Source organism: Streptomyces sp. NPDC091281 (assembly GCF_044757425.1).
Classification (GTDB): Bacteria; Actinomycetota; Actinomycetes; order Streptomycetales; family Streptomycetaceae; genus Streptomyces.
Window position 1 is genome coordinate 692,678 of sequence record NZ_JBIVUY010000002.1, and the last position, 26,956, is coordinate 719,633.

General features: G+C 70.5%; 20 protein-coding genes, 1 tRNA gene and 2 pseudogenes. 16 read left to right on the plus strand and 7 right to left on the minus strand.

Annotated elements, in window-relative coordinates:
* Window positions 1-135: 135 nt before the first annotated feature.
* Complete coding sequence (locus ACIQPQ_RS07605; RefSeq protein ID WP_383778474.1) at window positions 136-642, minus strand: protein phosphatase; 507 nt, start codon at window positions 640-642, stop codon at window positions 136-138.
* A 126-nt stretch (window positions 643-768) separates the two neighbouring features.
* Here ACIQPQ_RS07605 and ACIQPQ_RS07610 point away from each other — a divergent pair, with 126 nt between their 5' ends.
* Window positions 769-1,569 (plus strand): nuclease-related domain-containing protein, encoded by an 801-nt coding sequence (locus tag ACIQPQ_RS07610; RefSeq protein ID WP_401300939.1) that lies wholly within the window; start codon window positions 769-771, stop codon window positions 1,567-1,569.
* 73 nt (window positions 1,570-1,642) lie between these two features.
* Here the strand turns inward: ACIQPQ_RS07610 and ligD are convergent, their stop codons facing one another.
* Complete coding sequence (gene ligD, locus ACIQPQ_RS07615; protein WP_401300942.1) at window positions 1,643-2,563, minus strand: non-homologous end-joining DNA ligase; 921 nt, start codon at window positions 2,561-2,563, stop codon at window positions 1,643-1,645.
* Between the two features lie 87 nt (window positions 2,564-2,650).
* Between ligD and ACIQPQ_RS07620 the strand changes: the two genes are divergently transcribed.
* Window positions 2,651-3,700 (plus strand): Ku protein, encoded by a 1,050-nt coding sequence (locus ACIQPQ_RS07620; RefSeq protein ID WP_401300945.1) that lies wholly within the window; start codon window positions 2,651-2,653, stop codon window positions 3,698-3,700.
* A gap of 40 nt (window positions 3,701-3,740) precedes the next feature.
* Here ACIQPQ_RS07620 and ACIQPQ_RS07625 read toward each other — a convergent pair whose 3' ends face one another.
* The 4 genes from ACIQPQ_RS07625 to ACIQPQ_RS07640 all read right to left on the minus strand — a co-directional run bounded on the left by ACIQPQ_RS07625 (window position 3,741) and on the right by ACIQPQ_RS07640 (window position 7,787).
* Window positions 3,741-3,995, minus strand: coding sequence for a hypothetical protein (locus ACIQPQ_RS07625; protein ID WP_401300949.1), 255 nt, complete (start codon window positions 3,993-3,995; stop codon window positions 3,741-3,743).
* On the minus strand, window positions 3,992-4,456 hold the full coding sequence (locus ACIQPQ_RS07630) for a hypothetical protein (RefSeq protein ID WP_401300952.1): 465 nt from the start codon (window positions 4,454-4,456) through the stop codon (window positions 3,992-3,994). The genes ACIQPQ_RS07625 and ACIQPQ_RS07630 overlap by 4 nt, the downstream gene beginning before the upstream one ends.
* A gap of 199 nt (window positions 4,457-4,655) precedes the next feature.
* The gene (locus ACIQPQ_RS07635; protein ID WP_401300955.1) at window positions 4,656-7,079 is read right to left on the minus strand and encodes an RICIN domain-containing protein; all 2,424 of its coding nucleotides are present in this window, start codon (window positions 7,077-7,079) and stop codon (window positions 4,656-4,658) included.
* Between the two features lie 201 nt (window positions 7,080-7,280).
* Window positions 7,281-7,787, minus strand: coding sequence for a hypothetical protein (locus ACIQPQ_RS07640; RefSeq protein ID WP_401300957.1), 507 nt, complete (start codon window positions 7,785-7,787; stop codon window positions 7,281-7,283).
* Window positions 7,788-8,475: 688 nt separating this feature from the next.
* Between ACIQPQ_RS07640 and ACIQPQ_RS07645 the strand changes: the two genes are divergently transcribed.
* The 5 genes and pseudogenes from ACIQPQ_RS07645 (at window position 8,476) to ACIQPQ_RS07665 (ending at window position 13,269) form a co-directional block, all read left to right on the plus strand.
* Window positions 8,476-9,681, plus strand: coding sequence for a DNA sulfur modification protein DndB (locus ACIQPQ_RS07645; RefSeq protein ID WP_401300960.1), 1,206 nt, complete (start codon window positions 8,476-8,478; stop codon window positions 9,679-9,681).
* A gap of 256 nt (window positions 9,682-9,937) precedes the next feature.
* A complete protein-coding gene (locus ACIQPQ_RS07650; RefSeq protein WP_401300962.1) occupies window positions 9,938-10,594 on the plus strand; it encodes a class I SAM-dependent methyltransferase in 657 nt (218 codons plus the stop codon).
* Window positions 10,591-11,604, plus strand: coding sequence for an HNH endonuclease (locus tag ACIQPQ_RS07655; protein WP_401300965.1), 1,014 nt, complete (start codon window positions 10,591-10,593; stop codon window positions 11,602-11,604). The genes ACIQPQ_RS07650 and ACIQPQ_RS07655 overlap by 4 nt, the downstream gene beginning before the upstream one ends.
* Window positions 11,605-11,749: 145 nt before the next feature.
* Window positions 11,750-12,684: pseudogene (locus ACIQPQ_RS07660) on the plus strand (tyrosine-type recombinase/integrase); the annotation flags it as partial.
* A 405-nt stretch (window positions 12,685-13,089) separates the two neighbouring features.
* Window positions 13,090-13,269: a hypothetical protein gene (locus tag ACIQPQ_RS07665; RefSeq protein WP_401300967.1), complete on the plus strand. Its 180-nt coding sequence runs from the start codon at window positions 13,090-13,092 to the stop codon at window positions 13,267-13,269.
* A 322-nt stretch (window positions 13,270-13,591) separates the two neighbouring features.
* On the opposite strand, the gene ACIQPQ_RS07670 is transcribed toward ACIQPQ_RS07665, so the two are convergent.
* Window positions 13,592-13,663, minus strand: a tRNA-Arg gene (locus ACIQPQ_RS07670).
* 147 nt (window positions 13,664-13,810) lie between these two features.
* On the opposite strand from ACIQPQ_RS07670, the pseudogene ACIQPQ_RS07675 reads away from it, so the two are divergent.
* The 9 genes and pseudogenes from ACIQPQ_RS07675 to ACIQPQ_RS07715 form a co-directional block, all read left to right on the plus strand.
* Window positions 13,811-14,179: pseudogene (locus ACIQPQ_RS07675) on the plus strand (response regulator); the annotation flags it as partial.
* A gap of 447 nt (window positions 14,180-14,626) precedes the next feature.
* Window positions 14,627-15,781: an ArgS-related anticodon-binding protein NrtL gene (gene nrtL / locus ACIQPQ_RS07680; RefSeq protein WP_401300970.1), complete on the plus strand. Its 1,155-nt coding sequence runs from the start codon at window positions 14,627-14,629 to the stop codon at window positions 15,779-15,781.
* A gap of 24 nt (window positions 15,782-15,805) precedes the next feature.
* Complete coding sequence (lysA, locus tag ACIQPQ_RS07685; protein ID WP_401300973.1) at window positions 15,806-17,197, plus strand: diaminopimelate decarboxylase; 1,392 nt, start codon at window positions 15,806-15,808, stop codon at window positions 17,195-17,197.
* A gap of 175 nt (window positions 17,198-17,372) precedes the next feature.
* The gene (locus tag ACIQPQ_RS07690) at window positions 17,373-18,671 is read left to right on the plus strand and encodes a homoserine dehydrogenase (protein WP_383778523.1); all 1,299 of its coding nucleotides are present in this window, start codon (window positions 17,373-17,375) and stop codon (window positions 18,669-18,671) included.
* A gap of 6 nt (window positions 18,672-18,677) precedes the next feature.
* Window positions 18,678-19,736 carry a threonine synthase gene (gene thrC / locus ACIQPQ_RS07695; protein ID WP_401300976.1) on the plus strand — a complete coding sequence of 353 codons (1,059 nt, stop codon included), beginning with the start codon at window positions 18,678-18,680 and terminating at the stop codon, window positions 19,734-19,736.
* A 347-nt stretch (window positions 19,737-20,083) separates the two neighbouring features.
* Window positions 20,084-21,013, plus strand: coding sequence for a homoserine kinase (gene thrB / locus ACIQPQ_RS07700; protein ID WP_401300979.1), 930 nt, complete (start codon window positions 20,084-20,086; stop codon window positions 21,011-21,013).
* Window positions 21,014-21,418: 405 nt separating this feature from the next.
* A complete protein-coding gene (gene rho / locus ACIQPQ_RS07705; RefSeq protein WP_401300981.1) occupies window positions 21,419-23,452 on the plus strand; it encodes a transcription termination factor Rho in 2,034 nt (677 codons plus the stop codon).
* 235 nt (window positions 23,453-23,687) lie between these two features.
* Entirely contained in the window at window positions 23,688-25,421 is a 1,734-nt protein-coding gene (locus ACIQPQ_RS07710; RefSeq protein ID WP_401300984.1) for a trypsin-like serine protease, read from the plus strand.
* Between the two features lie 332 nt (window positions 25,422-25,753).
* Entirely contained in the window at window positions 25,754-26,956 is a 1,203-nt protein-coding gene (locus ACIQPQ_RS07715; protein ID WP_401300986.1) for an LCP family protein, read from the plus strand.

A 26,956-nucleotide genomic window follows, 5' to 3' on the forward strand; every position in this document is an offset into this window, starting at 1 on the left:
TCGCGGGCGGTCCGCGTACGGAGCGGCGGGCGGTTCGCGTCCGCCGCGGCGAGTGGTCCCGTTGCTCGGCACAGTCGCCCGCCCGCCGGTGCACCCGTCCCACCCCGCCGCCCCGTCGGCCGGTCCGCTCATCCGCTACTCGGCGAGTTCCTCCAGCAGCCGGGCCGTCGCCAGGCCGGTCCGCAGGTACGCGACGAACAGCTCGTTGTGGAGGGCCAGGGGCGAGCGCCGCGACCGTATCAGCCCGATCGCGTCGTCCACCGAGTGCCCCCGGCGCACCAGCGCGTGGGCGACGACCAGCCCCGACCGGTTGTACCCGTGCCAGCAGCGGACCAGGACCGACCGCCCCTCGTCCAGTGCCTCCCCGGCCGCCTGCGCCAGCCGCATCACCCCCGCGAGCTGGGTGCCGTCCAGCGGCCCGTCCGGAATCGGCCACACCTGGTGCGGCACCCCCCGGTCCGGCCCGTGTCCGGGCAGCCGCAACAGGGTCTGGACGAGATCGAACTCGTCCCGTACGACGGCGAACTCGGGCTGACCGGCCCGCCCCCGGAACTCGTGCCCGCCCATCCACAGACCGGGCACGATCTCGCTCCACGGGGTGTCCGGAGCCGGAACGCCAGGTTCCGTCCTGCGGGTCCGCACCGACGCCTCCCCACCGGGTCCCTGACGCGTTCCGGGTCCCTGAGGCATTCCCGCCCGCCCGACCGGTCAACCGCCTTCTTGCCCCCGGAGCGCCCCCCTGTTCCCATGGTGGTGGGGTGATGGAGCATGAGCGGACTCCGCGTCGTACCGACCCGGCGCCACGGCCGGGAACGCCTCTACGTCTGTGACACCGAGGGCCGCGCCCTCGCCTGGTACGACCGGGACGCCGGACGCGTCGACCTCCTCGCCGACGACCTGCGCGACGCCGTCCTCACGGCCCTCGGCCCCTTCGTCACCGGCCCGGTCGCCGTCGGCCCGCCGCCCGTCCCCACCCCCGCCGACCTGGCCCGCCTCGCCCTCCACCCCGACGACGACCTCGCCCCCAACCGCCCCGGCGAGGCCCTTGTGCACGCCCTCGACCGCGACCCCGGCCCCGCGCACCGGCTGCGCCCCGACCCGCGGCGCCGCGCGCTGGAGGCCGAGCAGACGGTCGGCGCCGCCCTGGACCGGCTCGACGGCGCGGGCTGGCGCACCCTGCACTCGGTCCCGCTGCCCGGCGGCGACCGCATCCACCACCTGGCCATCGGCCCGGCCGGCCTCTTCGCCGTGCACACGCTGTACGCCCGCAGGCAGCGCGTCCTTGTCGCCGACCCGGCCGTCGCCCTCGGCCGCCGCGACCCGCGACCGGTGCTGCGCCGGGTCCGCGCCGAAGCCGACCGCGCCACCCACGCCCTCACTGCCGAGGTACGCCCCGTACTCGTCCTGGTCGGCGCGGCGGAACTGCGGACGGTCCGCCCGCCGCGGGAGGTCCGCGTCCTGCGCGACACCGACCTGCCGGACCTCGCCCGCCTCGGCGGCGTCCTCAAACCGGCGGACGTGGAGGCCCTGCACGCGATGGCGAGGGACCGGGGGACGTGGGTGGACTGAAGGGCGGGGTACGGGGACGGGGGACGTGGGCGGGGGACGTGGGCGGGCTGAGGACCGGCCTGTGCCACCCCGGTCACGTCGGCCCGGTCGGTAGCCGCCCCGCCTCCCCTTCGTTCCCCTCCTCCCCTTCCTGCCCCTCCTCCGTGAGCGGTGCGAGGAGGTCCCCGTACGCCCGCACCCGCGCCACCACCTCCTCCGGGCGGAACACGAGGGCGTCCGGGGTCCGGCACTCCGCCACCTCCTCCCAGGTCACGGGCGCGGAGACGGTGGGCTCGGGCCGGGCGCGCAGCGTGTAGGGGGTGGCGGTGGTCTTGCGGGCGGCGTTCTGGCTCCAGTCCACGAAGACCTTGCCGGGCCGCAGACTCCGGGTCATCCGGTGCAGGGCGAGGCGCGGCAGGGCCCGTTCCGCTTCGAGGGCGAGCCGCTTGGCGTAGTCGCTGACCTGCTCGGAGGAGGCCCCGCGCACGGCGGCCAGCAGGTGCAGCCCCTTGGCCCCGGAGGTCTTCGCGTACGCCGTGATCCCGTCGGCGGCCAGCCGCTCCCGCAGCCAGAGCGCGACCTCGCAGCACTCGACGGCGGTCGCGGGCGCCCCCGGATCGAGGTCGAGGACGAGCCGGTCGGCCTGTCCGGGCCCGTCGATCAGCCATTGGGGTGTGTGGAACTCGGTGACGAGGTTCGAGGCCCACACGAGGCTCGCCAGATCCTGCACGAGCACCATCCGGGCGGGCCCCTCGGAGCGGGGCACCTCGGCGGTGGTGACCCAGTCGGGTGTGCCGGGCGGCACGTTCTTGGTGAAGAAGACCTGACCGTCCGGCCCGTCCGGATACCGCAGGAAGGAGACCGGCCGGTCCCGCAGATGCGGCAGCAGCACCGGGGCGACGGTGGCGTAGTAGTGCAGCACCTCGCCCTTGGTGAACCCGGTCGCCGGATACAGCACCTTGTCGAGGTTGCTGAGCGCCAGCCGCCGCCCCTCCACCTCCGTGATCGGCGTCATACGATGAGAATCACACGTTCAGTGCGGTATGCGCATGTATGAGGCGTATGTGACGTACGCCGATCCCGTCGACGGACCCTGGGAAAGGTGCGGCACGTGAGATCCATATGGAACGGCGCCATCTCCTTCGGCCTGGTGAGCATCCCCATCAAGCTGGTGAACGCCACCGAGAACCACGCGATCTCCTTCCGCCAGATCCACACCGAGGACGGCGGCCGCATCCGCTACCGCAAGATCTGCGAGCTGGAGGACCGCGAGGTCACGTCGGCCGAGATCGGCAAGGGGTACGAGGACGCCGACGGCACGATCATCCCGATCACCGACGAGGACCTGGCCCACCTCCCGCTGCCCACCGCGAAGACCATCGAGATCGTCGCCTTCGTCCCGGCGGACCGGATCGACCCGCTCCAGATGGACGCCGCGTACTACCTCCAGGTGGGCGGCGCGCCCGCCGCCAAGCCGTACACGCTGCTGCGCGAGGCCCTCAAGCGCAGCCACAAAGTGGCCATCGCCAAGTACGCCCTGCGCGGCCGCGAACGCCTCGGGATGCTGCGCGTGGTCGGCGACGCGATCGCCATGCACGGCCTCCTCTGGCCCGACGAGGTCCGCGCCCCCGAGGGCGTGGCCCCCGACACCGACGTCACGGTCCGCGACAAGGAACTCGACCTGGCGGACGCCCTGATGGACACCCTGGGCGAGGTGGACCTGGAGTCCCTCCACGACGAGTACCGCGAGGCCGTCGAGGAGGTCGTCGCGGCCAAGGCGGCGGGCGAGACACCCCCCGAGTCCCCGGCCCCCTCCTCCAGCGGCAAGGTCCTCGACCTGATGGCGGCCCTGGAGAACAGCGTCCGAGCGGCACAACAGTCCCGAGGCGAACCGGACGGGAAAGCAGAAGCCGAGGTCCGCCACCTCCCACCCCGCAAACAGACCCCGAAACAACAGACGGACACGAAGAAGTCGACATCCAAGACGGCGGCGACGAAGAAATCGACGACAGCCCGATCGACAGCGAAGAAGACGACGGCCTCAAAAACCGCAACCGCCAAGAAGACGACGGCAAAATCCACCACGGCGAAATCCACCACGGCCAAGAAGCCCCAACCCAAGAAGGCGACTCCCCGCAAACGCACGGCGTGACTCCTCCGCGTCGCCGGGCCCTCCCCGCACAGCGGACGGCTCAGCCGACGTCTCCCCCGTCCCGCTCGTCCGTCTTCGCCCACCACACCAGGACCCCCCAGCGCACCAGCGCACCGACCGCGAGCGCCGCGAGGACCGCTCCCCAGTCGATCACGTGCGGGAGCCCCGGGAAGAACGCGAAGAAGGCGAACACCGCGGCGGCGCCTGCGGCGAAGCCGAGGATGCCCGCGCGCCTCCGCCGTACCTCCCGGGACGCGCCCCGCCGCTGCTGCTGTTCGACCATGTCGGAGCTCACTTCGTGATGTGGTGGCACTGGGCCGCCCGCTGGACGCCGTTGACGTAGAGACGGGCGCACGCCTTGCCGTAACGGGGCAGCCGCTGCGGAGCGTTGTTCCTCATCGGGTCGATCTTGCACTCGGCGTGCGTCGCGCCCCGGGAGGTTCGATACGTCCGGTTGTCCGTGTCGGCGTACGAGAAGTCGATGCGCCAGTTGCAGAAGCCGCTGCCGAGTGCGGCGACGAAGCCGCAGTCGACGCCCGCGTTCTGGTACGTGATCCGCTTGCCGCTGCCGCGGATCACGTGCGTGAACATGCAGCCGGTCGGCACCTTCATCGTCACGCCACCGACGCTGTACTCGAAGGTCTGCACCGGGGTCGATCCCGCCGCACCGGCCCGGGCCGGACCGGTCCCCGCCGTGAGGACGCCGCCGACGCAGACCAGAGCGGTGAGGAGACGTGCCGCGCGACGACCGGCCATGGCGAGCCCTTCTGCTGATTCCTGGAGGACACCAGGATCAACAGCCGCGCCCCACCTCGGGTTCCGCGCCGCCCACGAGCCTCACCGCCAGGAGTGACCCTCCCGGCCATGGCGCTGAGCTGCAAAAACGATGCCTGCTGCGGGCTCGCCCTCCGGGTGGGGTCAACGCGCGGCCTCCTGGCCCGCGTCCGGGACGCCCCTACGGCACGAACCGCCACAGATGGTCGGCCGTCCCGTTGTCCTCGAACTGCACCACCTGCGCGCTGTTCGCCGTGGACATCCGGTCGACGCCCAGCACCTTCCCGCTGTTGCGGTTGCGGACCCGGTACCACCCGTCGGTGTCCTCGACCAGTTGCCACAGGTGGTCGGCGGTGCCGTTGTCCTCGAACTGCACGACGAGCGCGCTGTTCTCGACCGACATGCGGTCGACGCCGAGGACCTTCCCGCTGTTGCCGTTCCGGATGAGGTACCAGCCGTCTCCCTTGTCGACGAGCTGCCACGCGTGGTCGCTCGTACGGGAGTTGTCGAACTGCACCACCCGCGCGCTGTTCTCGACGGACATCCCGTCGACCGCGAGCACCTTCCCGCTGTGCTTGTTCTGGATACGGCGGAACGCGGGCTCGGGAGTCCAGCGCCGCCCGCCCGGTGTGACGGTCGGGAAGGACGTGATCCGCAGCCGCGCCGCGCCCGCCGGCACGAGGGTGACGGTCTCGACGGCCGCGTCACTGCCCGCGGGACTGTCCTGGAGCGGCGCCACGACGTGCTCGTCGTCCGCGACCCACTCCGGTATGCGCCGCGCTCGCGCGGAGATCCGCAGCGGCACACTGTCCTGCGTGAACGGCTGCTCCGGCACACTCGCCCCCACCCCGGAGACGGTCAGCGGCGTGTCGGGGACGAGCCCGTAGTTCCACGGCGTGGTCGCGTGCACCTCGTACGCCGGGAACGCGGCGTCGGCGCCGCCGCCGTCGTAACGGACGTACTGCTCACCGATCTTGAGCGAGTAGACGAGCGGCCCCCGCTCCACACTCACCGCCCCGCCCTGCCCGCCCCACTCCCGCAACCGGGCCTGCTGCGGCAGCCGCAGCCGTACGACGTCCCCGTCGCGCCAGGTCCGTTCCACGCGGGCCCAGGCGGGCCCGTCCGGCGCCGCCACGGCCGCCCCGTTGACGGCCAGTTGCGGCCCGTCGCACCACCCGGGAATCCGCAGCAGGAGCGGGAACCGCACGGGCCGGGGCGTGTTGACGGTGAAGGTGAGCGTGTCGGCGAAGGGGTATCCGGTCGACTCGGTGACGGTGACCCGCGTCCCGCCCGCGACGCTCGCCCGCACCACGCTCGGCGCGTACAGCGCGGCGGCGAGCCCTCCGTCGGGCGTGCCGAGCCACAACTCCTCGGTGAAGTAGGGCCATCCCATGCCGTAGTTGTGCGGGCAGCACCGGTACTGGTCGACCCCGGCGAAGTACGCCTGCATGGCGAAGCCGTTCTGGAACTGGCCCTGCGTCTTCGCCCGGTTGTCCAGGTCGACCGAGTTGGCGCTGGTGATGTAGTGAATCGCCTTGCCCTGCGGGTCGAGTGAGGCGGGCAGCATGTTGAACGCCAGGTCCTCGCACCGGTCCGCCCAGACCGGGTCGCCGGTGATCCGCGTCAGCAGTTCGTGGCTGGCCATGAACTCGACGATCCCGCACGTCTCGAACCCCTGCCGCGGATCACCGAACCCGGGCCGGTAGTTCTCGTCCCCGGCCAGCCCGCCCCCGGGGAACTGCCCGTACGCCCCCATCACACTGTCGTACGCCCGATACGTGGCCTGCGTCAGCGCGACGGACCCGTTGACCTGCGCGTACTGCGCGGGCTCCCGGAACCCCTGCGCGATGTTGACGTTGTGCCGACTGGGCGTCGCCCCGGTCCAGTCGGCGCCGTGCGTATGCATCTTGGCGGCGAGATCGAGCAGGAAGGCCTCCCCGGTCCGCCGGTACAGCCACACCACCACATCCAGCCCGTCCCCCCAACGGTAGGAAACCCAGCTGGAGTCGAAGGCCCCCGCCCCCTGCGCGTTCATGAACCGCGCGAACCGCACCAGGAACGGCACCACACGGGCGTCCCGCGCGTACTCCTCCCACGTCCGCAGCGCCTGGAGCAGCGGCAGGAACGGCCAGAAGTCGGGCCCGCCGTTGAGCGAGGTCCGCAGCGCGCGGGGCCCGAAGAACCCGTCCGCCTCCTGCGTGGCGAGGACGGCGTCGATCCAGGCCCGCGACCGCCCGAGCGCGGCGGCGTCCCCGGTGGCGATGGCCAGCGGCAGATACCCGCGCAGCCAGTACGGCACCTCCTCCCACCCGCCCCGCTCCGGACGCACCCACCCGCTGGCCGAGAAATCAAGAAAATGCGAGTACGACTCGAACCGCCCGCACAACCCGGCGAGCTGTAACCGCAGTTGCCCGGCGAGCCACCCCCGCGCGGTCACACTCCCCGGAGCCAGCCGCGTGAACCGATCCGCCACCACCCCCGCAGCCACCCGATCCCCCGACCCGCCCTCGGCGGCAGCCGCCACCCCCCTCCCCGTCCCACCCGCCGAAGCGGCCCCCACCACCACTGACCCGACCCGAAGAAGCGCCCGCCTGTTCATGGACATACGAGGACGACCCACCTTCCGAAGAAGCGACCGGAACCCATTCCGCACCAGGCAAAAGCACGCCACCCCGCACCTGTACTACGTTGTAAATGGCGCCCGTTGGCATGACAGCACGCCCCCGTCCCCCTGTCCAGACCACTCACCACACCCACCCCGCGGGGCCCGGAGGGCAAGGCCTCCATGGTCTGCAGGCGGGCAGGACTACTTCCCGTGCCCCTTCACCAGGGACGCACTCTGATAACTACCGAGATCGTCCTTGACATGGTTCGCCAGACCCCGGCCATGACCGGGCCCGCCATACACGCTCAGCCTGATCGCCCGCGCCACCTCACCCGAGACCTCCGCCCCCGGCCGAGTCACCTCGACGGCCTCATGCAGATGCCTGCGCAACGCGAAGAACCGCTCATACACGGGCTGAGAAAAGAAAACGCCACCTTCCAGATTGAACTCACTGAGTTCTCTCAGATACTGCTCAGCCCATTCCCGTGTCTTGGGCATCCCGTCAAGCGTCCAGTTGGTCTCATAGTGAATATGAATCTTCCACAACTTGGGATAAAACTCGATCCTCTTCTTGATGATCTCCTGGAACTGCGCTTGAACAGCGGCATTGTGGTTGGTCCGGATGGCAGCACGCACAGTCAACAGAGTGCCGACCACGGACACCACAGCGGCCAAGAGTGCGACGACCACAGGTGAGTTGAGGTTCATGAGTACCTTGTAGCCCGCAACACCGCGCCGCGCTGCCGGACGGCAATACTCACGAGCCCCCGATCGCTGACAGACCGTCGCGACCGCCGGCACTCGCCCGCAGACACGCCAAGACCCCGTCCTCAGCGGCTTCACTGACGGCGGGGTCTTTTGGGCACCTGATCCAAGGTGCCTGCGGCAGGATTCGAACTGCGCACACGGCTCGGGAGGACGCTCGAGTCCTGGAGAAAAGCACCGGTCAGACCCTTGTGAACCCACGACGGCCCAAGGTTCGTCCACGGATAGTCCACGGTGGCCGCGTACATCACGGTGCGTGAAGGTCCCCGGTCCCTGCCACCCCGGAGCAGCACTCCTTGGTGGTCAGACGTCGTCCGGAGCGGTTGCGGTGGAGTCGGATACTCAAGCGTGACCGTTGTCACCTGAGCTGATCAAGGTGCGCTCCTGATGGGGCCGTCCCCTTGTCCGCGGATGACTCATGTGACCGAGAATTACCCGCCGCGGTCGCATCTGCAGGGTAGGGATCTCCACCGCAGTCCAAAGTCCATAACTGCGGTATGGCTGTCGGGGATTCTCGTTCACCTCAGTTGACGCCCTGACGGTGAGTCTACTAGCGTCATCGCACGTGACGGCGCGTCAAATTGACGCCCGCGGGGTGGGGAGTTTGAGCATGCCTACGTCTTTGAAGCCGGTGACCACCGGCCTGCCCGTCGACCTTCGAGAGATCCGCAAGGGGGTCATGGCGAACGGCGTCATTGACTGTGAAAACCTCTTGGCGATCGTCAACGATCCCCAGGAGATCGAGGACGCCACCAAGCGTGCGCAGAAGGCCGGACAGCCGATCAGCGAGTATGCCCGCACGCGCGCTGAGATCCAGCGGCTCTTGGGCACTGCGGGCAGCAAGAAGGCCAAAAACGTCGGCGAGTACGCCGACTACATTGCGGCCGGCCTGCGAGGGGACTACGACGACGCCTGGTCGCTGCCGCAGATCACCCTGTGGTCGCCGCGCCCGCTGATCATCTCTGAGGACGGCTCGTCGGCCCTGCCGATCAAGGACGGCCTCTACGCGCTCGACAGCGAGACCCAGGTCACCGCCTGGCACCGGATCAAGAAGCACCCGGGCGCGTACGGCTTGGAGGACTGCGACTTCGGCGCGATCCCGCTGTCGTTCGAGATCTTCCACGGCATCAGCGTCATGGCCGCCCGCCAGATCTTCCACGACCGTAACCTGAAGGGCGTTCCGGTCGACAAGTCCCTGGCCATGTCCATGGACGGCCGCGACTTCGGCACCACCGTCACGCGCAAGCTGATGGAGTCGCTGAAGGTGCCGGCCGGGGAGACCACGGTTCCGCTGTCCAGCCTGATCCTCACCGGCAAGCGCCAGGTGTCGGACAAGGCCCCGGAGTGGATGACGATGTCGGTCCTGCGGACCCTCATTGCCACGGCCATGCTCGGCAAGGCCGGTATCCACGCCGCGTCGACCGGCATCGAGCATGAGGACATCCCCGCCAACGAGAGCGGCGATCGACCGGACAAGGCGGTCGTTCAGCGTGAGGTCATGGAGACGGTGGGCGCGTTTCTCCAGCAGCACGCCGCGCTCTTCCACGCCAAGACTGCAGTCACCGCCCCCGCCGTCGTGGCCGGCCTCGGCGCGACCATGAACCGCACCATGTCTTGGAGCGCCGACCCCATGCCTGAGGGCATCACCCTGGAGCGAATGCTGGAAGGTATCCAGTGGGAGCGTGAGGCGAAGTACTGGAGCGGCATCGCGGCCAAGGTGACTGACCGGGGGGCCGTCTCCTGGGCGGGCGGTGCCCGTGACTCCGGACACAAGGTCTACGACGCGCTGAACCACCCGGAGAGCGACACGGGTAAGCAGATCCGCGGACGGTTCTAGCTGTAGGTATCGGCTCCTGACCAGCAAGTTTGGGCAGGAGCCGATTTCGTTTTGGGCCTGCAGCTCGTGGCCGCGTTTCCTCTTGGACCCTCTCGTACTGACACCTTGATCACGCGGTGTCCCTAGGTATTCCCCGTGGCTTCCCGCACGACATGGCATGGTTCTGGCACGTCTGCCCGGGGTGCCGAATGACTCCACGCCCACCCCTCGTCTTCATGCGTCGGCCGTTGTCAGTGCGGTCCCGTAGCTTGAAGCCATGGTTGGTACAGGCGAGAACTTCCCTCACCTCGACGAGTCGTCGGCGGTGGGCCAGCCCACTGCGGGCGTCCAGCCTTACTACGCGCAGCGCGCCGAATTGCTGGGGCAGAGGTACGGGAGCGTTACCTTTGAGGAAGTGCATGGCGGGGTGGTAGATCTGCTTCCGCCGACGTCGGCGAAGGTGTTGGACGTAGGTGCTGGCACTGGGCGGGACGCCGTGGCACTCGCACGACGCGGTTACCAGGTGGTGGCGGCGGAGCCGGTCCGTGAGCTTCGGGAGGTCGCGAAGAGCTTCAACCCGTGCGAGGACGTCCGTTGGGTCGAGGACTCGCTGCCCGCACTGTCCCACCTGCAAGGGCCTTTTGAGCTGGTGCTGCTGTCGGCTGTGTGGATGCACCTGGCGCCGGCCGAGCGTGGGCAGGCGATGGAGCGGCTGGCCACGCTGCTGACTCCGGCGGGGCTGCTGGTCGTCTCGCTTCGGCGCGGAGTCCCGCCGACAGACCGGGTGATGTTCGATGTGCCCGCGGAGGAGGTCGTGCGAGACGGGGAGCGGCAGGCGCTGCGGTTGGTGCGACTGGTAGAGGAGGGCGCGGACCGGCTCGGCCGTGCAGAGGTGTGGTGGCAGACGGTTGTCCTGCGCAAGGGGGGCGAGTGAGCGGGCGCGAGTTCTACGCCCAGGATGCCTCGGCGCGCGCGTCGTGGCGGTTGGCAGTGCTGATGGGGGCCAACTCGCGCACCTACAAGTTCGCTCTCGGGCAGGCCCTGCTGGAGTTCGGGCGGACCGGGCGAGAGGAGATCCCACTTGCCGAGCTCGCCGCTGTCTACAGCCTGGGCCTGGTGCATCATTTGGCCCAGGATCCGCAGGCGCCGCAGACGGTGGAGCTAGGCGAGAAAGACTTCCTGACCGTCGCTGAGGAGGAGAGAGCCGCGACACTGCAACTCGGCCGGCCCACCGAGCGTCTGCTGGCAGCCGCAGTGCGTTCCATGCCGATGATGGTGATGCAGAAGTTCCACAATCTCAGCGGTGAAACAGCGGTGCCCCACAGCTTTTACGAGCTGGCAGGGACGGGACGGCAGCGTGTCGTGCGCCTGACTCCTGACCTGTTGCGACTGGCGCAGTCGGAGCAAGCACCAGTCCTAGCTGCGGAGTTGGGTGCGCGCTGGAGCATCGTGGAGAGCTCCTTCGCTGCCAGCGTCGGGCGCAGCCTTGTCGAGGAGGGTGTCACGGTCGACTGGGACACCCTTAAGATCACGGACAAACGCCGACGTCGCTCGGTGACCGGCATCGTTGACGCCACGGTCGGTTTTCAACACGGCCGCTGCCTGATCTGCGGCGATGTTCTGGCCCCGGGGGACGCCATCGCCGTCGACCACGTCTTCCCGTTCTCCCTGATGCGTCGCTTCGGCAGCGTCGGCTCCTGGAACGGTCCAGATCTGGACGCCCTGTGGAACCTTGCCCCCGCACATGCGACCTGCAACGGATCCAAGAGCGACCGACTGCCCACCCCGGCCGAACTCGTCCGCCTCGCGGCCCGCAATGACGCAATCACGCAGTCCCCCCATCCCCTGCGCCGCACACTGCAACTCAGCCTGAAACTTGCCTTGCCTGACCAGAAGGCACCCTCGTGGATCGAGTTCCTGGGAGCGGTTCAGACAGCATTCTGAGTGCGACCCAAGAGTCCTGGGCCATTACGGACGGCGTGCATGGATCAGGAGTGAGCGCGACGGATGAGATCGTTTTAGGAGTTCGATCCAATTCCGCTCCAGATACCGTCGGCGACTATACGACGGCCGGACGATGACGCTGGTCGACGTGCGGAACGTCCTCCACTAGGTGTCGAAGGCATCGCGACCGCTGGCCGATCTCGCTGAACCGGTCACGGCCCGTGCGGTGCTGGACTCGCTGAAGCTCAAGTTGGACGGTACAGCCGCAGTGGCCGAAACCGTACGGCGCAAGCTCCGGACGCTCGTCAACCCGCGAACTACGCGGTCGAACTGGGGGAGCCGCGTGACAACCCGATCACGGCTTTTCGCTGGCAGAAGCCGAAGGTCTCCAACCAGGTTGACCCTCGCGTTGTCGCGAACCTCGAGAAGGCTCGGAATCTCCTGGCGGCCGTTTCCTACGTGGGCGGCCACCGGCGGGCTCGCGATCGGCGCCTGGTGGGTCTCTTCGCCGCCAAGTACTTCGGCGGTCTCCGGCTGGCTGAAGCGGTCGGCCTAGTTGAGACAGACCTGAACCTCCCCGAACAGGGCTGGGGGTCGGCGCTGCTCCATCGGACTCGACCGTCGGTCGGCAAGCAGTGGACCGACTCGGGGGAGACCCACGACGATGGCGGTTTGAAGAACCGGCCGAGCGAGGACGCCAGGCGAGTGCCGATCCCGCCCCATCTCGTCGCTGCACTCCGCGAGCACTTGGAGACCGCCGGCATGGCGGGCGACGGACGGCTCTTCTTCAGCGAGAAGGGTGCGCTCGTCCCCTCCTCGACCTACTACCGCGTCTGGCAGGAAGCCCGGCTCCTCGCGCTCCCGCCGTCCGCAGCCTCCTCGCCGCTCGCGAGTCGGCCGTACGGCCTTCGGCACTCGGCGCTGTCGACGTGGCTCAACGCGGGTGTCGACCCTACTGAGGTGGCCGAGCGCGCCGGCAACAGCGTCGAAGTCTTGCTGACCCGCTACGCGAAGTGCCTCGACAAACGGCAGGACGTCGCCAACCGGCGCATAGAGGGCCTACTGCGCGAATACGAGTGAGACACCCGTCTCACTCCGAGGCCCTTGGAACCTTATCCATGGGCCTCGCTTGTGCCGGGGATACCGCAGCGGCGGTTGGTCAATTCGCGCCGTGTTCGATGCCCCAGCTATCAGGGCTGGAGCACCTTCAGCTAGCTGTCAAGAGATCTATTTTAGCCAAGGATGAATGTTTCAGGCCAACTTTCCAACCGACTTTCTTAGGTGTTCATATTTCTCAAGCGGAGTCGCTTGAATAAGCGTGTGGCTGCCGAAGAATTGGGTCAGCGCAGCTCACGGCTCCTCCAATTTGCAGGAGCGTGGCTGTGGAGCGACATAAGCCCATGACGTAGGCCTGCCCAAAAACAGGAAGGCTACGTCCGCCTTCGACGTTTGCCCTGGTCAGAGGCCAGACCCATGCTCATCGTCATGGAACACGTCGCAATCAGTGGTGCCCTGGCCGTCTTCGGCTTCCTGGGCCTCTTCATCACCCTTATGGCAGCCCTGCTGCGTCAGCTCCCCGAGCTGTTCTCGGCCTGGCGTGAGGTCTGTAGAGCTCTGCGGGACACCCCGCGAGACGGCATGACCGATGACCATCAGTCGTTGTAGCACTTGGGCTGACCAAGCCGCTCTTGATCGAGCCGATCGACTGTGAGTCCGAGCCGGTGCGTCGCACTGGAGTGTCGGCCATCCTTGCGGGTGGACGGTGGCGGCCTCCGCGACATGAGCAATGTCCAGGATGGGATGGCTGGTGGTGCGACTCTCATCGTTTCCGGAAGCCCACCTGCGGCAATGCCTCAAGATCCCGTCCATGCCTCGTGCACAGACCCCGACATACGCCCGCTTTGAGCGGCGTACGCCTGCACATACGCGAAGACCCCGGCCTCAGCGTTTCCGCTGGTGACGGGGTCTTGGGCGCCTAAATACAAGGTGCCCCCGGCAGGATTCGAACCTGCGCACACGGCTCCGGAGGCCGTTGCTCTATCCCCTGAGCTACGGGGGCGTGTCGGGCGTGTTGCTCGCGGCGACGGGTAGAACACTACCAGCTTCGGTGGGGTGATCAGGAACGGGTTTGCGGGGGCGTCGGTCGGCCGGGGTGGAAGTCGGGAAAAGCCGGACGCGGTGGGCGCGTCCGGCCTACTCTCGAGGTGTGCCAGGCGCGTCGGGCCGGGTGCTTGTTGTCGACGACAACAAGGTCATCCGGCAGCTGATCAGGGTCAATCTCGAGCTGGAGGGCATCGAGGTCGTGACCGCGTCCGACGGTGCCGAGTGTCTGGATGTCGTCCATCAGGTCCAGCCCGACCTGGTCACCCTCGACGTCGTCATGCCCCGGCTCGACGGGCTGCGGACCGCCGCCCGGCTGCGCGCCGACCCCCGTACCCGCGATCTTCCGGTCGCCATCATCAGCGCCTGCACCCAGTACGAGGTCGAGGTCGGGCTGGAGTCCGGTGTCGACGGCTTTCTCGCCAAGCCTTTCGAGCCCGACGCCCTCGTCGATCTCGTCCGACGCCTCCTGGAGCAAGGAAAGCAGGACAAGCGGGAGAAGCAGGGAGAGCAGAGGGAGCAGGGGGAGGAGAGCGGGGGTGGCGACGTGGTGGGGCACGCTGCTGTTTCCTCCACCGAGGCCCCGGTCCCGCCGGGGTCGGCCCTGTCGGAATCAGCCAGGCCCCCGGCCGGCTCCCGGTCCGACGCTGCCACCCCGCCCTCGCCCGGCCATCCCGGCGAGCCGTCACCCCTGCCCTCGCACCCCCAGCGTGCGCACACCCGTCACCCCCACTCCCGCGCCGCCCGCGTCAGCGACGCCTGACGCCTCCGGCAGACCTCACCGCCCGACGTCTGACGCCCGACGTCCCCGGGAGACTCACCGCGTCCGAGCCCCCCATCCCCTCACGCCCCCGCCGTCCACATCCCGGACCCTCCCCCTCCACCGCGCAACCCCGCCCCCTTCCTCCCCTAGGCTTGTCCCGTGACCCCCGTCGAGTTGTCTCGCGCCGTGCTGTACGCAGTGCGGTGTGCCGTCGACGCCGGGGAGCTGGATGTCGTCGTGCCCGCGCGGGTGCGGGTCGCGCCGCCGGGGGCCGGGGGCCGGGGGGACTACGCCACCAATGTCGCCCTCCAGCTGGCCCGCCCCGCCGGGCAGAGTCCGCTGCGGGTCGCCGAGGTCATCCGGCCGCATCTCGCGCGGGTCCACGGGGTGCGCGCCGTCGACATCACCGGGCCCGGGTTCCTCAACGTCAGCCTCGGCGGCGGCTCCGACGCCGAACTCGTGCGCCGCGTCCTGCGCGAGGGGCCCGGCTACGGCCACGGCGACGCCCTCGCCGGACAGGTGCTCGCGCTGACCGTGCCGTACGAGGTGCGGGCCGAGGTCGTCGCCGACGTCCTCGCGCGGATGGTCGGCGCGCAGGGCGGGCGGCTCGACGTCACGCACGCCCAGCCCGCCGGGCCCCGGACCGCCGGCGCCCCCGCCCGCCGCGTCCCGCTCCACGCCGCCGGACCCCATGGCCGGCCCCGCGCCGTCACCCCCAGGCGCGCCGCCGCCCCCCGGCACCTCCCCACCCCTCCCCGGGACCCCCACCCCCTCCGCCCCGTCCCCGCCCCCGAGGACCCCGCCCCCCTCGGCCCGGACGCCGCCCGCTGGGCGCTGCTGCATCCCGCCCCGCACGACCGGCCCCGGATCAGCGCCGACCACCTCGTGCAGCGCGAGAGCAACCCCCTCTTCCGGGTCCGGTACGCCCACGCCCGCACCCACGCCGTACGGCGCAACGCCGCCGATCTGGGCATCCGGCCGGAACCATCGGCCGAGGCCGACCCCGGGGCCGCGCCGCTGCTCGCCCTCCTCGCCGATCACCCCCGGCTCCTCCTGCCGGTCGCCCCGGAGCCCGCCGACCCCGGCCGCCCCGCGCCCGCGTCGCCGCTCGTGCCCGCCGCGCCCTCCCGGCTCGCCCGGCATCTCGTGGCCGTCGCCGACGCCGCGCTCCCGCTGCTGCCCGGCGCCCTCCCGCAGGGGGACGGGAAACCCACGGCCGCCCACCGTTCCCGGCTCGCGCTCGCCGAAGCCGCCGGGGCGGTGCTCGCCGGTGGCCTGTCCCTGCTCGGCATCGACGCACCCGAACACCTCTGAGAGAGCACGGAGAGCACGCCCACCATGAGCCGTTCCGCACACCCCGCCGGGCCCCGTCACGCCGACGTCCTGCCCGAGGGGCACTACGCGGCCCCGCCCGCCGACCTCAACGCCCTCGACCCCAAGATCTGGTCGCGCACCGTCGGCCGCGACGAGCACGGCGTCGTCACCGTCGGCGGGATCGACGTCAAGACCCTCGCCGAGGAGTACGGCACCCCCGCCTACGTCCTCGACGAGGCCGACTTCCGCGACCGCGCCCGCGCCTGGCGCGGCGCCTTCGGGGCCGACGCCGACGTCTTCTACGCGGGCAAGGCCTTCCTCTCCCGCGCCGTCGTGCGCTGGCTGCACGAGGAGGGCCTCAACCTCGACGTGTGCTCCGGCGGCGAACTCGCCACCGCGCTCTCCGCCGGGATGCCCCCCGAGCGCATCGCCCTGCACGGCAACAACAAGTCCACCGACGAGATCCGGCGCGCCGTCGAGGCGGGCGTCGGCCGCATCGTCCTCGACTCCTTCCAGGAGATCGTGCGGGTCGCGCACCTCGCGCAGTCCCTCGGCCGCCGCCAGAAGGTGCAGATCCGCGTCACCGTCGGCGTCGAGGCCCACACCCACGAGTTCATCGCCACCGCCCACGAGGACCAGAAGTTCGGCATCCCCCTCGCGGGCGGCCAGGCCGCCGAGGCCGTACGGCGCGCCCTCCAGCTCGACGGGCTCGAACTCGTCGGCATCCACTCCCACATCGGCTCGCAGATCTTCGACATGTCCGGCTTCGAGGTCGCCGCCCAGCGCGTCGTGTCGCTCCTCAAGGACATCCGCGACGAGCACGGCGTCGAACTGCCCGAGATCGACCTCGGCGGCGGCCTCGGCATCGCCTACACCAGCGCCGACGACCCCCGCGAACCGCACGAGATCGCCAAGGCGCTCCACGAGATCGTCACCCGCGCCTGCGACGCCGCCCGGCTGCGCACCCCGCGCATCTCCGTCGAGCCCGGCCGCGCCATCGTCGGCCCCACCGCCTTCACCCTCTACGAGGTCGGCACCGTCAAGCCGCTCGACGGGCTGCGCACGTACGTCTCCGTCGACGGCGGCATGTCGGACAACATCCGCACCTCGCTGTACGACGCCGAGTACAGCGTCGCCCTCGTCTCCCGCGTCTCCGACGCCGCGCCGATGCTGTCCCGCGTGGTCGGCAAGCACTGCGAGAGCGGCGACATCGTGGTCCGCGACGCCTTCCTGCCCGCGGACCTGGCACCGGGTGACCTGATCGCGGTGCCCGCCACCGGCGCGTACTGCCGGTCCATGGCCAGCAACTACAACCACGTGCCGCGTCCGCCGGTCGTCGTCGTGCACGAGGGCGAGGCGCGGGTCGTCGTCCGCCGGGAGACCGAGGAGGATCTGCTCCGTCTGGACGTCGGATAGACCCATCCCCGGATCCACGCGTAGCGGGGCCGTGGGCCTTCGGGTGCAAGATCTCCTGCTCGCGGCCCCGTGAAAATGAAATAGATGTCTCACGATCCGGACCATGGGCAGAAAGTCCGGTCCGGTGCGTGAGACTGGTGCAACCGTAGACGGTATGAGGAAACGAGGTCGGATGATGCGTACGCGTCCGCTGAAGGTGGCGCTGCTGGGCTGTGGAGTGGTCGGCTCAGAGGTGGCGCGCATCATGACGACGCACGCCGACGACCTCGCCGCCCGCATCGGCGCCCCGGTCGAGCTGGCCGGGGTCGCCGTGCGGCGGCCCTCCAAGGTGCGCGAGGGCATCGCGCCCGAGCTGGTCACGACCGACGCCACCGCGCTGGTCAAACGGGGCGACATCGACGTGGTCGTCGAGGTCATCGGCGGCATCGAGCCCGCCCGCACCCTCATCACCACCGCGTTCGCGCACGGCGCCTCCGTCGTCTCCGCGAACAAGGCCCTCCTCGCCCAGGACGGCGCCGCCCTGCACGCCGCCGCCGAGGAGCACGGCCGCGACCTCTACTACGAGGCCGCCGTCGCCGGAGCCATCCCGCTGATCCGCCCGCTGCGCGAGTCCCTCGCGGGCGACAAGATCAACCGGGTGATGGGCATCGTCAACGGCACGACCAACTTCATCCTCGACAAGATGGACTCCACCGGCGCCGGCTACCAGGAGGCCCTGGACGAGGCCACCGCCCTCGGCTACGCCGAGGCCGACCCCACCGCCGACGTCGAGGGCTTCGACGCCGCCGCCAAGGCCGCCATCCTCGCCGGGATCGCCTTCCACACCCGCGTCCGCCTCGACGACGTCTACCGCGAGGGCATGACCGAGGTGACCGCCGCCGACTTCGCCTCCGCCAAGGCGATGGGCTGCACCATCAAACTCCTCGCCATCTGCGAGCGCTCCGCCGACGGCGCCTCCGTCACCGCGCGCGTCCACCCCGCGATGATTCCGCTGACGCACCCGCTCGCCTCGGTGCGCGGCGCGTACAACGCCGTGTTCGTCGAGTCCGACGCGGCCGGCCGCCTGATGTTCTACGGCCCCGGCGCGGGCGGCGCCCCGACCGCGTCCGCCGTCCTCGGCGACCTCGTCGCCGTCTGCCGCAACCGGCTCGACGGCAGCACCGGCCCCGGCGAGTCGGCGTACGCCGCGCTGCCCGTGTCGCCGATGGGCGAGGTCGTCACCCGCTACCACATCAGCCTCGACGTGGCCGACAAGCCGGGCGTGCTCGCCCAGGTCGCCACGGTCTTCGCCGAGCACGGCGTGTCCATCGACACGGTCCGCCAGCAGAGCCGACCGGACGGGGGCGGCGAGGCCTCCCTCGTCGTCGTCACCCACCGCGCGTCCGACGCCTCCCTCACCGGGACCGTCGAGGCGCTGCGCAAGCTCGACACCGTGCGGGGTGTCGCCAGCATCATGCGGGTTGAAGGAGAGTAACGAGCAATGACCCACCAGTGGCGCGGAATCATCGAGGAGTACCGGGACCGGCTCCCCGTCTCCGACAGCACGCCCGTCGTGACGCTCCGCGAGGGCGGTACGCCCCTCGTGCCCGCACAGGTGCTCTCCGAGCGCACCGGCTGCGAGGTCCACCTCAAGGTCGAGGGCGCGAACCCCACCGGGTCCTTCAAGGACCGCGGCATGACGATGGCGATCACCCGGGCCAAGGAGGAGGGCGCCAAGGCGGTCATCTGCGCCTCCACCGGCAACACCTCCGCCTCCGCCGCCGCCTACGCGGTGCGCGCCGGGATGGTCTCCGCCGTCCTCGTCCCGCAGGGCAAGATCGCGCTCGGCAAGATGGGCCAGGCCCTCGTGCACGGCGCGAAGATCCTCCAGGTCGACGGCAACTTCGACGACTGCCTCACCCTGGCCCGCGAGCTGAGCGACAACTACCCGGTGGCGCTGGTCAATTCGGTCAACCCGGTGCGCATCGAGGGCCAGAAGACGGCCGCCTTCGAGATCGTCGACATGCTCGGCGACGCCCCCGACCTCCACGTCCTCCCCGTCGGCAACGCGGGCAACATCACCGCGTACTGGAAGGGGTACAAGGAGTACGCCGCCGACGGCATCGCCTCCCGCACCCCGCGCATGTGGGGCTTCCAGGCCTCCGGCAGCGCGCCCATCGTGCGCGGCGAGGTCGTCAAGGACCCCGCGACCATCGCCACCGCGATCCGCATCGGCAACCCGGCGTCCTGGCAGTACGCGCTGGCCGCCCGCGACGAGTCCGGCGGGCTCATCGACGAGGTGACGGACCGTGAGATCCTGCGCGCCTACCGGCTGTTGGCCGCGCAGGAGGGCGTCTTCGTGGAGCCCGCGTCGGCCGCGTCGGTGGCCGGTCTGCTCAAGGCCGCCGAGCAGGGCAAGGTCGATTCCGGCCAGACCATCGTCTGCACCGTCACCGGCAACGGCCTCAAGGACCCGGACTGGGCCGTGGCCGGCGCTCCGCAGCCGGTGACCGTCCCCGTCGACGCGGTGACCGCGGCCGCCCGGCTCGGACTCGCCTGACCGCACCCGGCGGACCCGCCCGGCGGCACCGGGAGCACCGTGATCAGGGGGTGCACGGGGGGCTTACGACACGCATCGTGCGCCTCCTGTGCGCCCTATGTCGCCACAGAACCTTCCTTCGATAGGCTGTACCGAACCCGCCTCCCGCATATGCCTTCCGTGTGAGGGCGCCGTCGTCGGCGCCGCGCCGGACGCAGCGGACCAGGGTCTCCCGTACACCATCCCCTGATCCCCGATCCTCCGCCCCGGCCCGCCACAGCCCCCTCCACCTCGTCACCCCGTCATTCCGTCATTCCGTCATCGAATGTCCTTCGACCATCACGCAGCTCAAGGAGAGTCAACGAGCGATGGCCGGTCCAGCGTTCCGCGCCGCCGCCGTCCGGGTGCGCGTCCCCGCCACCAGCGCCAACCTCGGTCCGGGCTTCGACGCCCTGGGCCTCGCGCTGGGGCTCTACGACGACGTCGTCGTCCGGGTGGCCGACTCCGGGCTGCACATCGACATCGCGGGTGAGGGCAGCGAAACCCTGCCGCGCGACGAGAAACACCTCCTCGTCCGCTCCCTGCGCACCGCCTTCGACGTCCTCGGCGGCCAGCCGCGCGGCCTGGAGATCGTCTGCGCCAACCGCATCCCGCACGGCCGCGGCCTCGGCTCCTCCTCCGCCGCCATCTGCGCCGGGATCGTCGCCGCCCGCGCCGTGACCATAGGCGGTGAGGCCCGTCTCGACGACGCCGCCCTGCTGGAACTGGCCACCGAGATCGAGGGCCACCCCGACAACGTCGCCGCCTGCCTGCTCGGCGGCTTCACGCTGTCCTGGATGGAGGCCGGCGCCGCCCGCGCCATCAGGATGGAACCCTCCGATTCCATCGTTCCGGTGGTTTTCGTCCCCGGCAAGCCGGTCCTCACCGAGACCGCCCGCGGCCTGCTCCCGCGCACCGTCCCGCACGTCGACGCCGCCACCAACGCCGGCCGCGCCGCCCTGCTCGTCGAAGCCCTCACCCGGCGTCCCGAACTGCTGCTGCCCGCCACCGAGGACCGGCTGCACCAGGAGTACCGCGCCCCCGCGATGCCGGACAGCGCCGCCCTCGTCGAGCGGCTGCGCGGCGACGGGATTCCCGCGGTGATCTCCGGTGCCGGACCCACCGTCATGGCGCTCGCCGACGCCGGAACGGCCGACAAGGTCGAGCAGTTGGCGGGCGCGGACTGGGCGGCCAACCGGCTCAGCCTGGACCTTCAGGGGGCGAGCGTGCTGCCGCTCGCGCCCTCCGGCGACCTGTGACAGCGCACGGTCGCCGGATTTCGAGAGGGGGAATGTTTGTTGCATCCGGTAGTGTTAACCTCAAGTCTGCACCCGACCCCACCATGGCGCGGTGCCTCGTGTCCCCCTTCGGGACAGACATTCTTCCGGGAGCTCCCCACGCCGCACTGCGTTCCGTATGTCGTACCTGGGCAGTACGCCGTACGGCGACGTTGAGCGGTCCGACGGGCACGCTCCGGAATCGGTGCGACCGCGCCACGTGACACCGGGTGTCACGACACGTCGGGGAAGCGCCATCACCAGAAATCTCTTCCGCCGCTTAGGCGGACCACCGCCCCGGTTTCGCCACAGCAAGGACCGAAGCCGGACAGCACAACCGGTCGCCGAGCCAGACAGGCCGACGTCCGCTCCAGGGAAGGACCCTTCGTGAGCGACACCACCGATCTGATGGGCGCACGTGTCGAGGAGACCGCTGCCGCGCCCGCCACGGACGCCTCCGCGCCTGCCACCGGTGCCGGCTCCCGGCGGCGCCGGGGAACCGGCCTCGAGGGCATGGTGCTGGCCGAGCTGCAGCAGGTCGCCTCGGGCCTCGGCATCAGGGGCACCGCGCGGATGCGCAAGAGCCAGCTGATCGAGGTCATCAAGGAGGCGCAGGCCGGAGGCGGTGCCCCGGCGGCGAAGGCCGAGGCCCCCGCCGAGACCAAGCCCAAGCGCCGCGCCACCTCCAAGGCCCGTACGGGTGACGCCGCCGCCGAGAAGGCCGCGGACGCGGCCCCGGCCGAGGCCCCCGCCGAGAAGGCCACCGCCCAGCAGCAGATCGAGATCCCCGGTCAGCCGGCCAGCAACGACGCCCCCGTCGAGCGCCGTCGCCGCCGCGCCACCGCCGAGGCGGGCAGCCCCGAGACCGTCACGGCCGAGGCGAAGAGCGCGCAGAAGACCGAGACCGCCCCCGCCGCGGCCGCGCAGTCCGGCCAGGGCGACCAGAACCAGCAGCAGGGTGACGCCGACGGCGCCGAGGGCCGTCGCCGCGACCGCCGCGAGCGGGGCCGCGACCGCGACCGCCGCGGCAAGGGCGACGACCAGCAGCAGGGCGGCCAGGGCGGCCAGCGCCAGCAGCAGGGCCAGCAGCAGAGCGGCGGCCGTCAGGACCGCAGCGACCGCAGCGACCGCAGTGACCGGAGCGACCGCAACGCCGGTCCGCAGGACGACGACGACTTCGAGGGCGGCCGTCGCGGCCGTCGCGGGCGCTACCGCGACCGCCGGGGCCGTCGCGGACGCGACGAGATCGGCACCGCCGAGCCGCAGCTCGCCGACGACGACGTCCTGATCCCCGTCGCGGGCATCCTCGACATCCTCGACAACTACGCCTTCATCCGGACCTCCGGCTACCTGCCCGGCCCGAACGACGTGTACGTCTCGCTCGCCCAGGTCCGCAAGAACGGCCTGCGCAAGGGCGACCACGTCACCGGCGCGGTCCGCCAGCCGAAGGAAGGCGAGCGGCGCGAGAAGTTCAACGCGCTCGTCCGCCTCGACTCCGTCAACGGCATGGCGCCCGAACACGGCCGCGGGCGGCCGGAGTTCAACAAGCTCACCCCGCTCTACCCGCAGGACCGCCTCCGCCTGGAGACGGACCCGGGCGTGCTCACCACCCGCATCATCGACCTCGTGTCGCCGATCGGTAAGGGCCAGCGCGGTCTGATCGTGGCCCCGCCGAAGACCGGCAAGACCATGATCATGCAGGCGATCGCCAACGCGATCACCCACAACAACCCCGAGTGCCACCTGATGGTCGTCCTCGTCGACGAGCGTCCGGAAGAGGTCACCGACATGCAGCGGTCGGTGAAGGGCGAGGTCATCTCCTCGACCTTCGACCGCCCCGCCGAGGACCACACCACCGTCGCCGAACTGGCCATCGAGCGCGCCAAGCGCCTCGTCGAGCTGGGCCACGACGTGGTCGTCCTGCTGGACTCCATCACCCGTCTGGGCCGCGCCTACAACCTGGCCGCGCCCGCCTCCGGCCGCATCCTGTCCGGTGGTGTCGACTCGACCGCCCTCTACCCGCCGAAGCGGTTCTTCGGCGCGGCCCGCAACATCGAGGACGGCGGCTCGCTCACCATCCTCGCCACCGCGCTGGTCGACACCGGGTCCCGCATGGACGAGGTGATCTTCGAGGAGTTCAAGGGCACCGGCAACATGGAGCTCAAGCTCGACCGCAAGCTCGCCGACAAGCGCATCTTCCCCGCGGTGGACGTCGACGCGTCCGGCACCCGCAAGGAGGAGATCCTGCTCGGCAACGAGGAGCTGGCCGTGGTCTGGAAGCTCCGCCGGGTGCTGCACGCCCTCGACCAGCAGCAGGCCATCGAGCTGCTTCTCGACAAGATGAAGCAGACGAAGTCCAACGGCGAGTTCCTCATGCAGATCCAGAAGACGACGCCTACCCCGGGCAACAACAACGACTAGTCGCCGACCGCGACGCGTCGTCCGGGACCGACCGGATCGCGAAGGGCCGCCCCCCACGTGAAGTACCGCGTGGGGGGCGGCCCTTTCCGCTGTTCCGGGCCGGGGTACGATCACGCGATTCGGTCACGCATTCGACCGAGAACCTTCACAACTTCAGATCCCAGGGGGGACTTGAGTGGGTACCACCGCGTCCGGGGGCGGACGGCACAGACGGCCGTGGCGCATCGCCCTTCCCATGACCGCGGCCGGTGTCGCCGCGGCCGTGGCAGGCGCCCTCTTCCTGACGCCGGCCCAGGCGGCGTCGAACCCGCCGTCGCCCGCGCGTCCGGCGTCCGCGACCGCGTCGGCGAAGGAGCTGAACCACCGCCTCGCCGTCGCCACCGCCGGTGACGACCTGCCCGGCGCCACGTCCAGGTCGGCGCTCAGCGGCGCCGCGGACACCCGCACGGGCCGCATCGACCCGAAGATCATCGGCGGGACGACGACGACCATCGCCAAGGCGCCCTGGATGGCGCAGCTCTGGTACGGCGACGACCGGGGGACCGCCTCCACCGCCGACGACATCGGCTTCTTCTGCGGCGGCGCCGTCGTCGCCCCGACGAAGATCCTCACCGCCGCGCACTGCGTCAAGGGCTACAACTGGAAGGCCCACGGCACCGCCGTCGTCGGCGCCACCACGCTCGCCGACGCCGACAGCCTGCACGGCGGCACCGCCGTCGGCGTCTGGCGCCAGTGGAACCACCCGTCGTACAACTCCGTCACCATCGACAACGACATCGCGGTGCTCACCCTGAACGTGCCGGTCAAGGTCACCCCGATCCGGATGACGACGGCCGCCGACACCGCCTCGTACAAGGCCGGGACCGCGGCGAAGGTCTACGGCTGGGGCCGCACCACCTCCACCACGCAGGACCTCTCCGCCACCCTGAAGACGGCCGATCTGCCGATCCGGTCCGACGCGACCTGCGCGGGCTTCTACGGCGCCGACTTCATCAAGGGCCACAACGTCTGCGCGGGCGCCCCCGCCAGCGGCTCCGACACGGGCACCACGTCGTCCTGCAACGGCGACTCCGGCGGCCCCCTCGTCGTCGGCGGCCGGATCGCGGGCGTCGTCTCCTGGGGCGTGCGGGACTGCGTCGCGCGCGGCGCGTACAGCGTCTTCACCAAGGTCTCCACGTACGTCGGCGTGACGTACCCCCGGCTCGACGACACCAACCTGAGCGGCGACCACTACGCCGACCTGTGGATGCGCACCGCGAGCGGCCGGACCGGCTACGAGCGGGACTCCAAGGGCACCTCGCTCGCCGGACGCGAGTCCTGGGGCGACTGGAGCGGCTTCGACCTGGTCCTCCAGACCGACCTCGACCGCGACGACTACCAGGACCTGCTGGTGCGGCGCGCCTCCGACGGCGACGTCTTCTGGAAGCACTTCGTGCCCTCCCGCAACGCCTGGTCCACCAAGCTCGTCGGCGACAACTGGAAGAGCAGGCTCGCCGTCCTCGCGCCCGGCGACGTCACCGGGGACTACCAGCCCGACCTGGTCTCCGTCGACTCCGCGGGCGTCCTGTGGGTCTACCCCGGCAAGGGCAACGGCACGTTCGCCGCCCGCGTCAAGGCCGGTACCGGCTGGAAGTCCTTCAGCTGGGTCCGCGGCCACGGCGACTTCAGCGGCGACGGCATCGCCGACCTCGTCGCCCGCAAGAAGAGCAACGGCGCCGTCTACCTCTACAAGGGCCGCGGCAACGGCACCTTCGCCGCCGGAGTGAAGATCACGACCTGGAGCGGCAGCGCGTACAACGCGTTCGCGGCCGTCGGCGACGTCAACGGCGACAGCCGGGCCGACTTCCTCGCCCGCACTCCCGGCGGGACGCTCTACCTGCTGCGCGGCACCGGCAAGTCCGGCAGCGCGGCCTTCGCCGCCCGCCTCTCGCTGGGCACCACCTTCAAGCAGTACGACCTCTTCGGCTGACGCCGCGGGTGGACGGGGCGGCGGCCCGGACCACCGCCGCCGCCCGGCTCACCGCCGACGCCCTGTGCCCGGTCCGCCACGGACCGGGCACAGGGCGTCGCGCAACCTTTCCCCGAGTTTCGCCGTCTGACCGGACGGAGTGACCATGGTGCGTAAGGGTCTTTTCCGGAACGATCCGGGATCGGCTCCGGAACGGTCCGGGACACTTCCCGACCGCGTCCGGGCGGTCCGGAGACCGGTTCGGGGCGGTTCGGGAGCGCTTCCCGACCGGCGGGCCAGGCCTGACCCCGGCCGCAGGGGGTAACCGACCGGGGACGAGAACCGAGGAGCGCATGACCGCCGAGAACACGCCGCAGCCCCGAATACCGGGCTCCTCCGGCACACCGGGAAGCAGCGGGGACCCCGCCGACGCCACCGACGGCGAATCCGCCGGAGGTCCACCCGCCGACGGCCGCCGCCGCGCGAGACGCAAGGGCCTGCTGATCGCCGCCTGGGCCGCCGCGGGGATCGTCCTCCTCGGCGGCGCCGGACTCGGGTACGTCTACTTCAAGCTCAACGGCAACATCCAGAGCGTCGACATCGACCAGGCCCTCGGCACCGACCGGCCCGTCAAGGTCGACGACGGCTCGGAGAACATCCTCGTCCTCGGCTCGGACACCCGCTCCGGCGCCAACAAGAAGCTCGGCGGCGGCACCGACGACGGCAGCGCCCGCTCCGACACCGCGATGATCGTGCACGTCTACGAGGGCCACCGGAGCGCGAGCGTCGTCTCCGTGCCCCGTGACACCCTCGTCGACCGCCCCGCCTGCACCGGCCCCGACGGCGACACCCAGGACGCGGCCCGCAACGTCATGTTCAACTCGGCGTACACCACCGGCGGCGCGACCTGCGCCGTCAAGACCGTCGAGAAGATGACCGGCATCCGCATGGACCACTACCTGGAGGTCGACTTCACCGGCTTCCGCAAGCTCATCGACGAACTCGGCGGCGTGAAGATCACCACCACCGAGGACATCAAGGACCACGAGAGCCACCTGAACCTCAAGGCCGGCACGCACACCCTCGACGGCAAGCAGGCCCTCGCCCTGGTCCGCACCCGGCACGGCGTCGGCGACGGCTCCGACCTCGGCCGCATCCAGCTCCAGCAGGCTTTCGTCAAGGCCCTCGTCGACCAGGTCAAGCACCTCGGGCTGCTCTCCACCGGCCCCCGGCTCTACGGCCTCGCCGACACCGCCACCAAAGCCGTCACCACCGACTCCGACCTCGGCTCGCTCAACGCGCTGATGTCCTTTGCCAACGGCCTCAAGAGCATCGACTCCTCCGGCATGACCATGGTCACCATGCCGGTCCGCTACGACCCCGCCGACCCCAACCGGGTCGTCGTCGAGGAGAAGAAGGCCGAGCAGGTCTGGACGGCGCTCAAGAACGACCGGCCGATCCCGAAGAGCGCCACCGAGGGCAACGCCACCGGCGACGCGGACGGCGTCGTCACCGCCACCCCCACCCCGGCCCCCGCGTCCGCCCCGACGCCGTGA

What these genes read in the sequence shown, in the direction of transcription:
- ACIQPQ_RS07610 (WP_401300939.1), top strand. Translation starts at nt 769, where the DNA reads ATGAGCGGACTCCGCGTCGTACCGACCCGGCGCCACGGCCGGGAACGC.
- ligD (WP_401300942.1), bottom strand. Translation starts at nt 2,563, where the DNA reads ATGACGCCGATCACGGAGGTGGAGGGGCGGCGGCTGGCGCTCAGCAAC.
- ACIQPQ_RS07630 (WP_401300952.1), bottom strand. Translation starts at nt 4,456, where the DNA reads ATGGCCGGTCGTCGCGCGGCACGTCTCCTCACCGCTCTGGTCTGCGTC.
- ACIQPQ_RS07635 (WP_401300955.1), bottom strand. Translation starts at nt 7,079, where the DNA reads ATGTCCATGAACAGGCGGGCGCTTCTTCGGGTCGGGTCAGTGGTGGTG.
- ACIQPQ_RS07640 (WP_401300957.1), bottom strand. Translation starts at nt 7,787, where the DNA reads ATGAACCTCAACTCACCTGTGGTCGTCGCACTCTTGGCCGCTGTGGTG.
- ACIQPQ_RS07650 (WP_401300962.1), top strand. Translation starts at nt 9,938, where the DNA reads ATGGTTGGTACAGGCGAGAACTTCCCTCACCTCGACGAGTCGTCGGCG.
- ACIQPQ_RS07665 (WP_401300967.1), top strand. Translation starts at nt 13,090, where the DNA reads ATGGAACACGTCGCAATCAGTGGTGCCCTGGCCGTCTTCGGCTTCCTG.
- lysA (WP_401300973.1), top strand. Translation starts at nt 15,806, where the DNA reads ATGAGCCGTTCCGCACACCCCGCCGGGCCCCGTCACGCCGACGTCCTG.
- ACIQPQ_RS07690 (WP_383778523.1), top strand. Translation starts at nt 17,373, where the DNA reads ATGCGTACGCGTCCGCTGAAGGTGGCGCTGCTGGGCTGTGGAGTGGTC.
- thrC (WP_401300976.1), top strand. Translation starts at nt 18,678, where the DNA reads ATGACCCACCAGTGGCGCGGAATCATCGAGGAGTACCGGGACCGGCTC.
- thrB (WP_401300979.1), top strand. Translation starts at nt 20,084, where the DNA reads ATGGCCGGTCCAGCGTTCCGCGCCGCCGCCGTCCGGGTGCGCGTCCCC.
- ACIQPQ_RS07710 (WP_401300984.1), top strand. Translation starts at nt 23,688, where the DNA reads ATGACCGCGGCCGGTGTCGCCGCGGCCGTGGCAGGCGCCCTCTTCCTG.
- ACIQPQ_RS07715 (WP_401300986.1), top strand. Translation starts at nt 25,754, where the DNA reads ATGACCGCCGAGAACACGCCGCAGCCCCGAATACCGGGCTCCTCCGGC.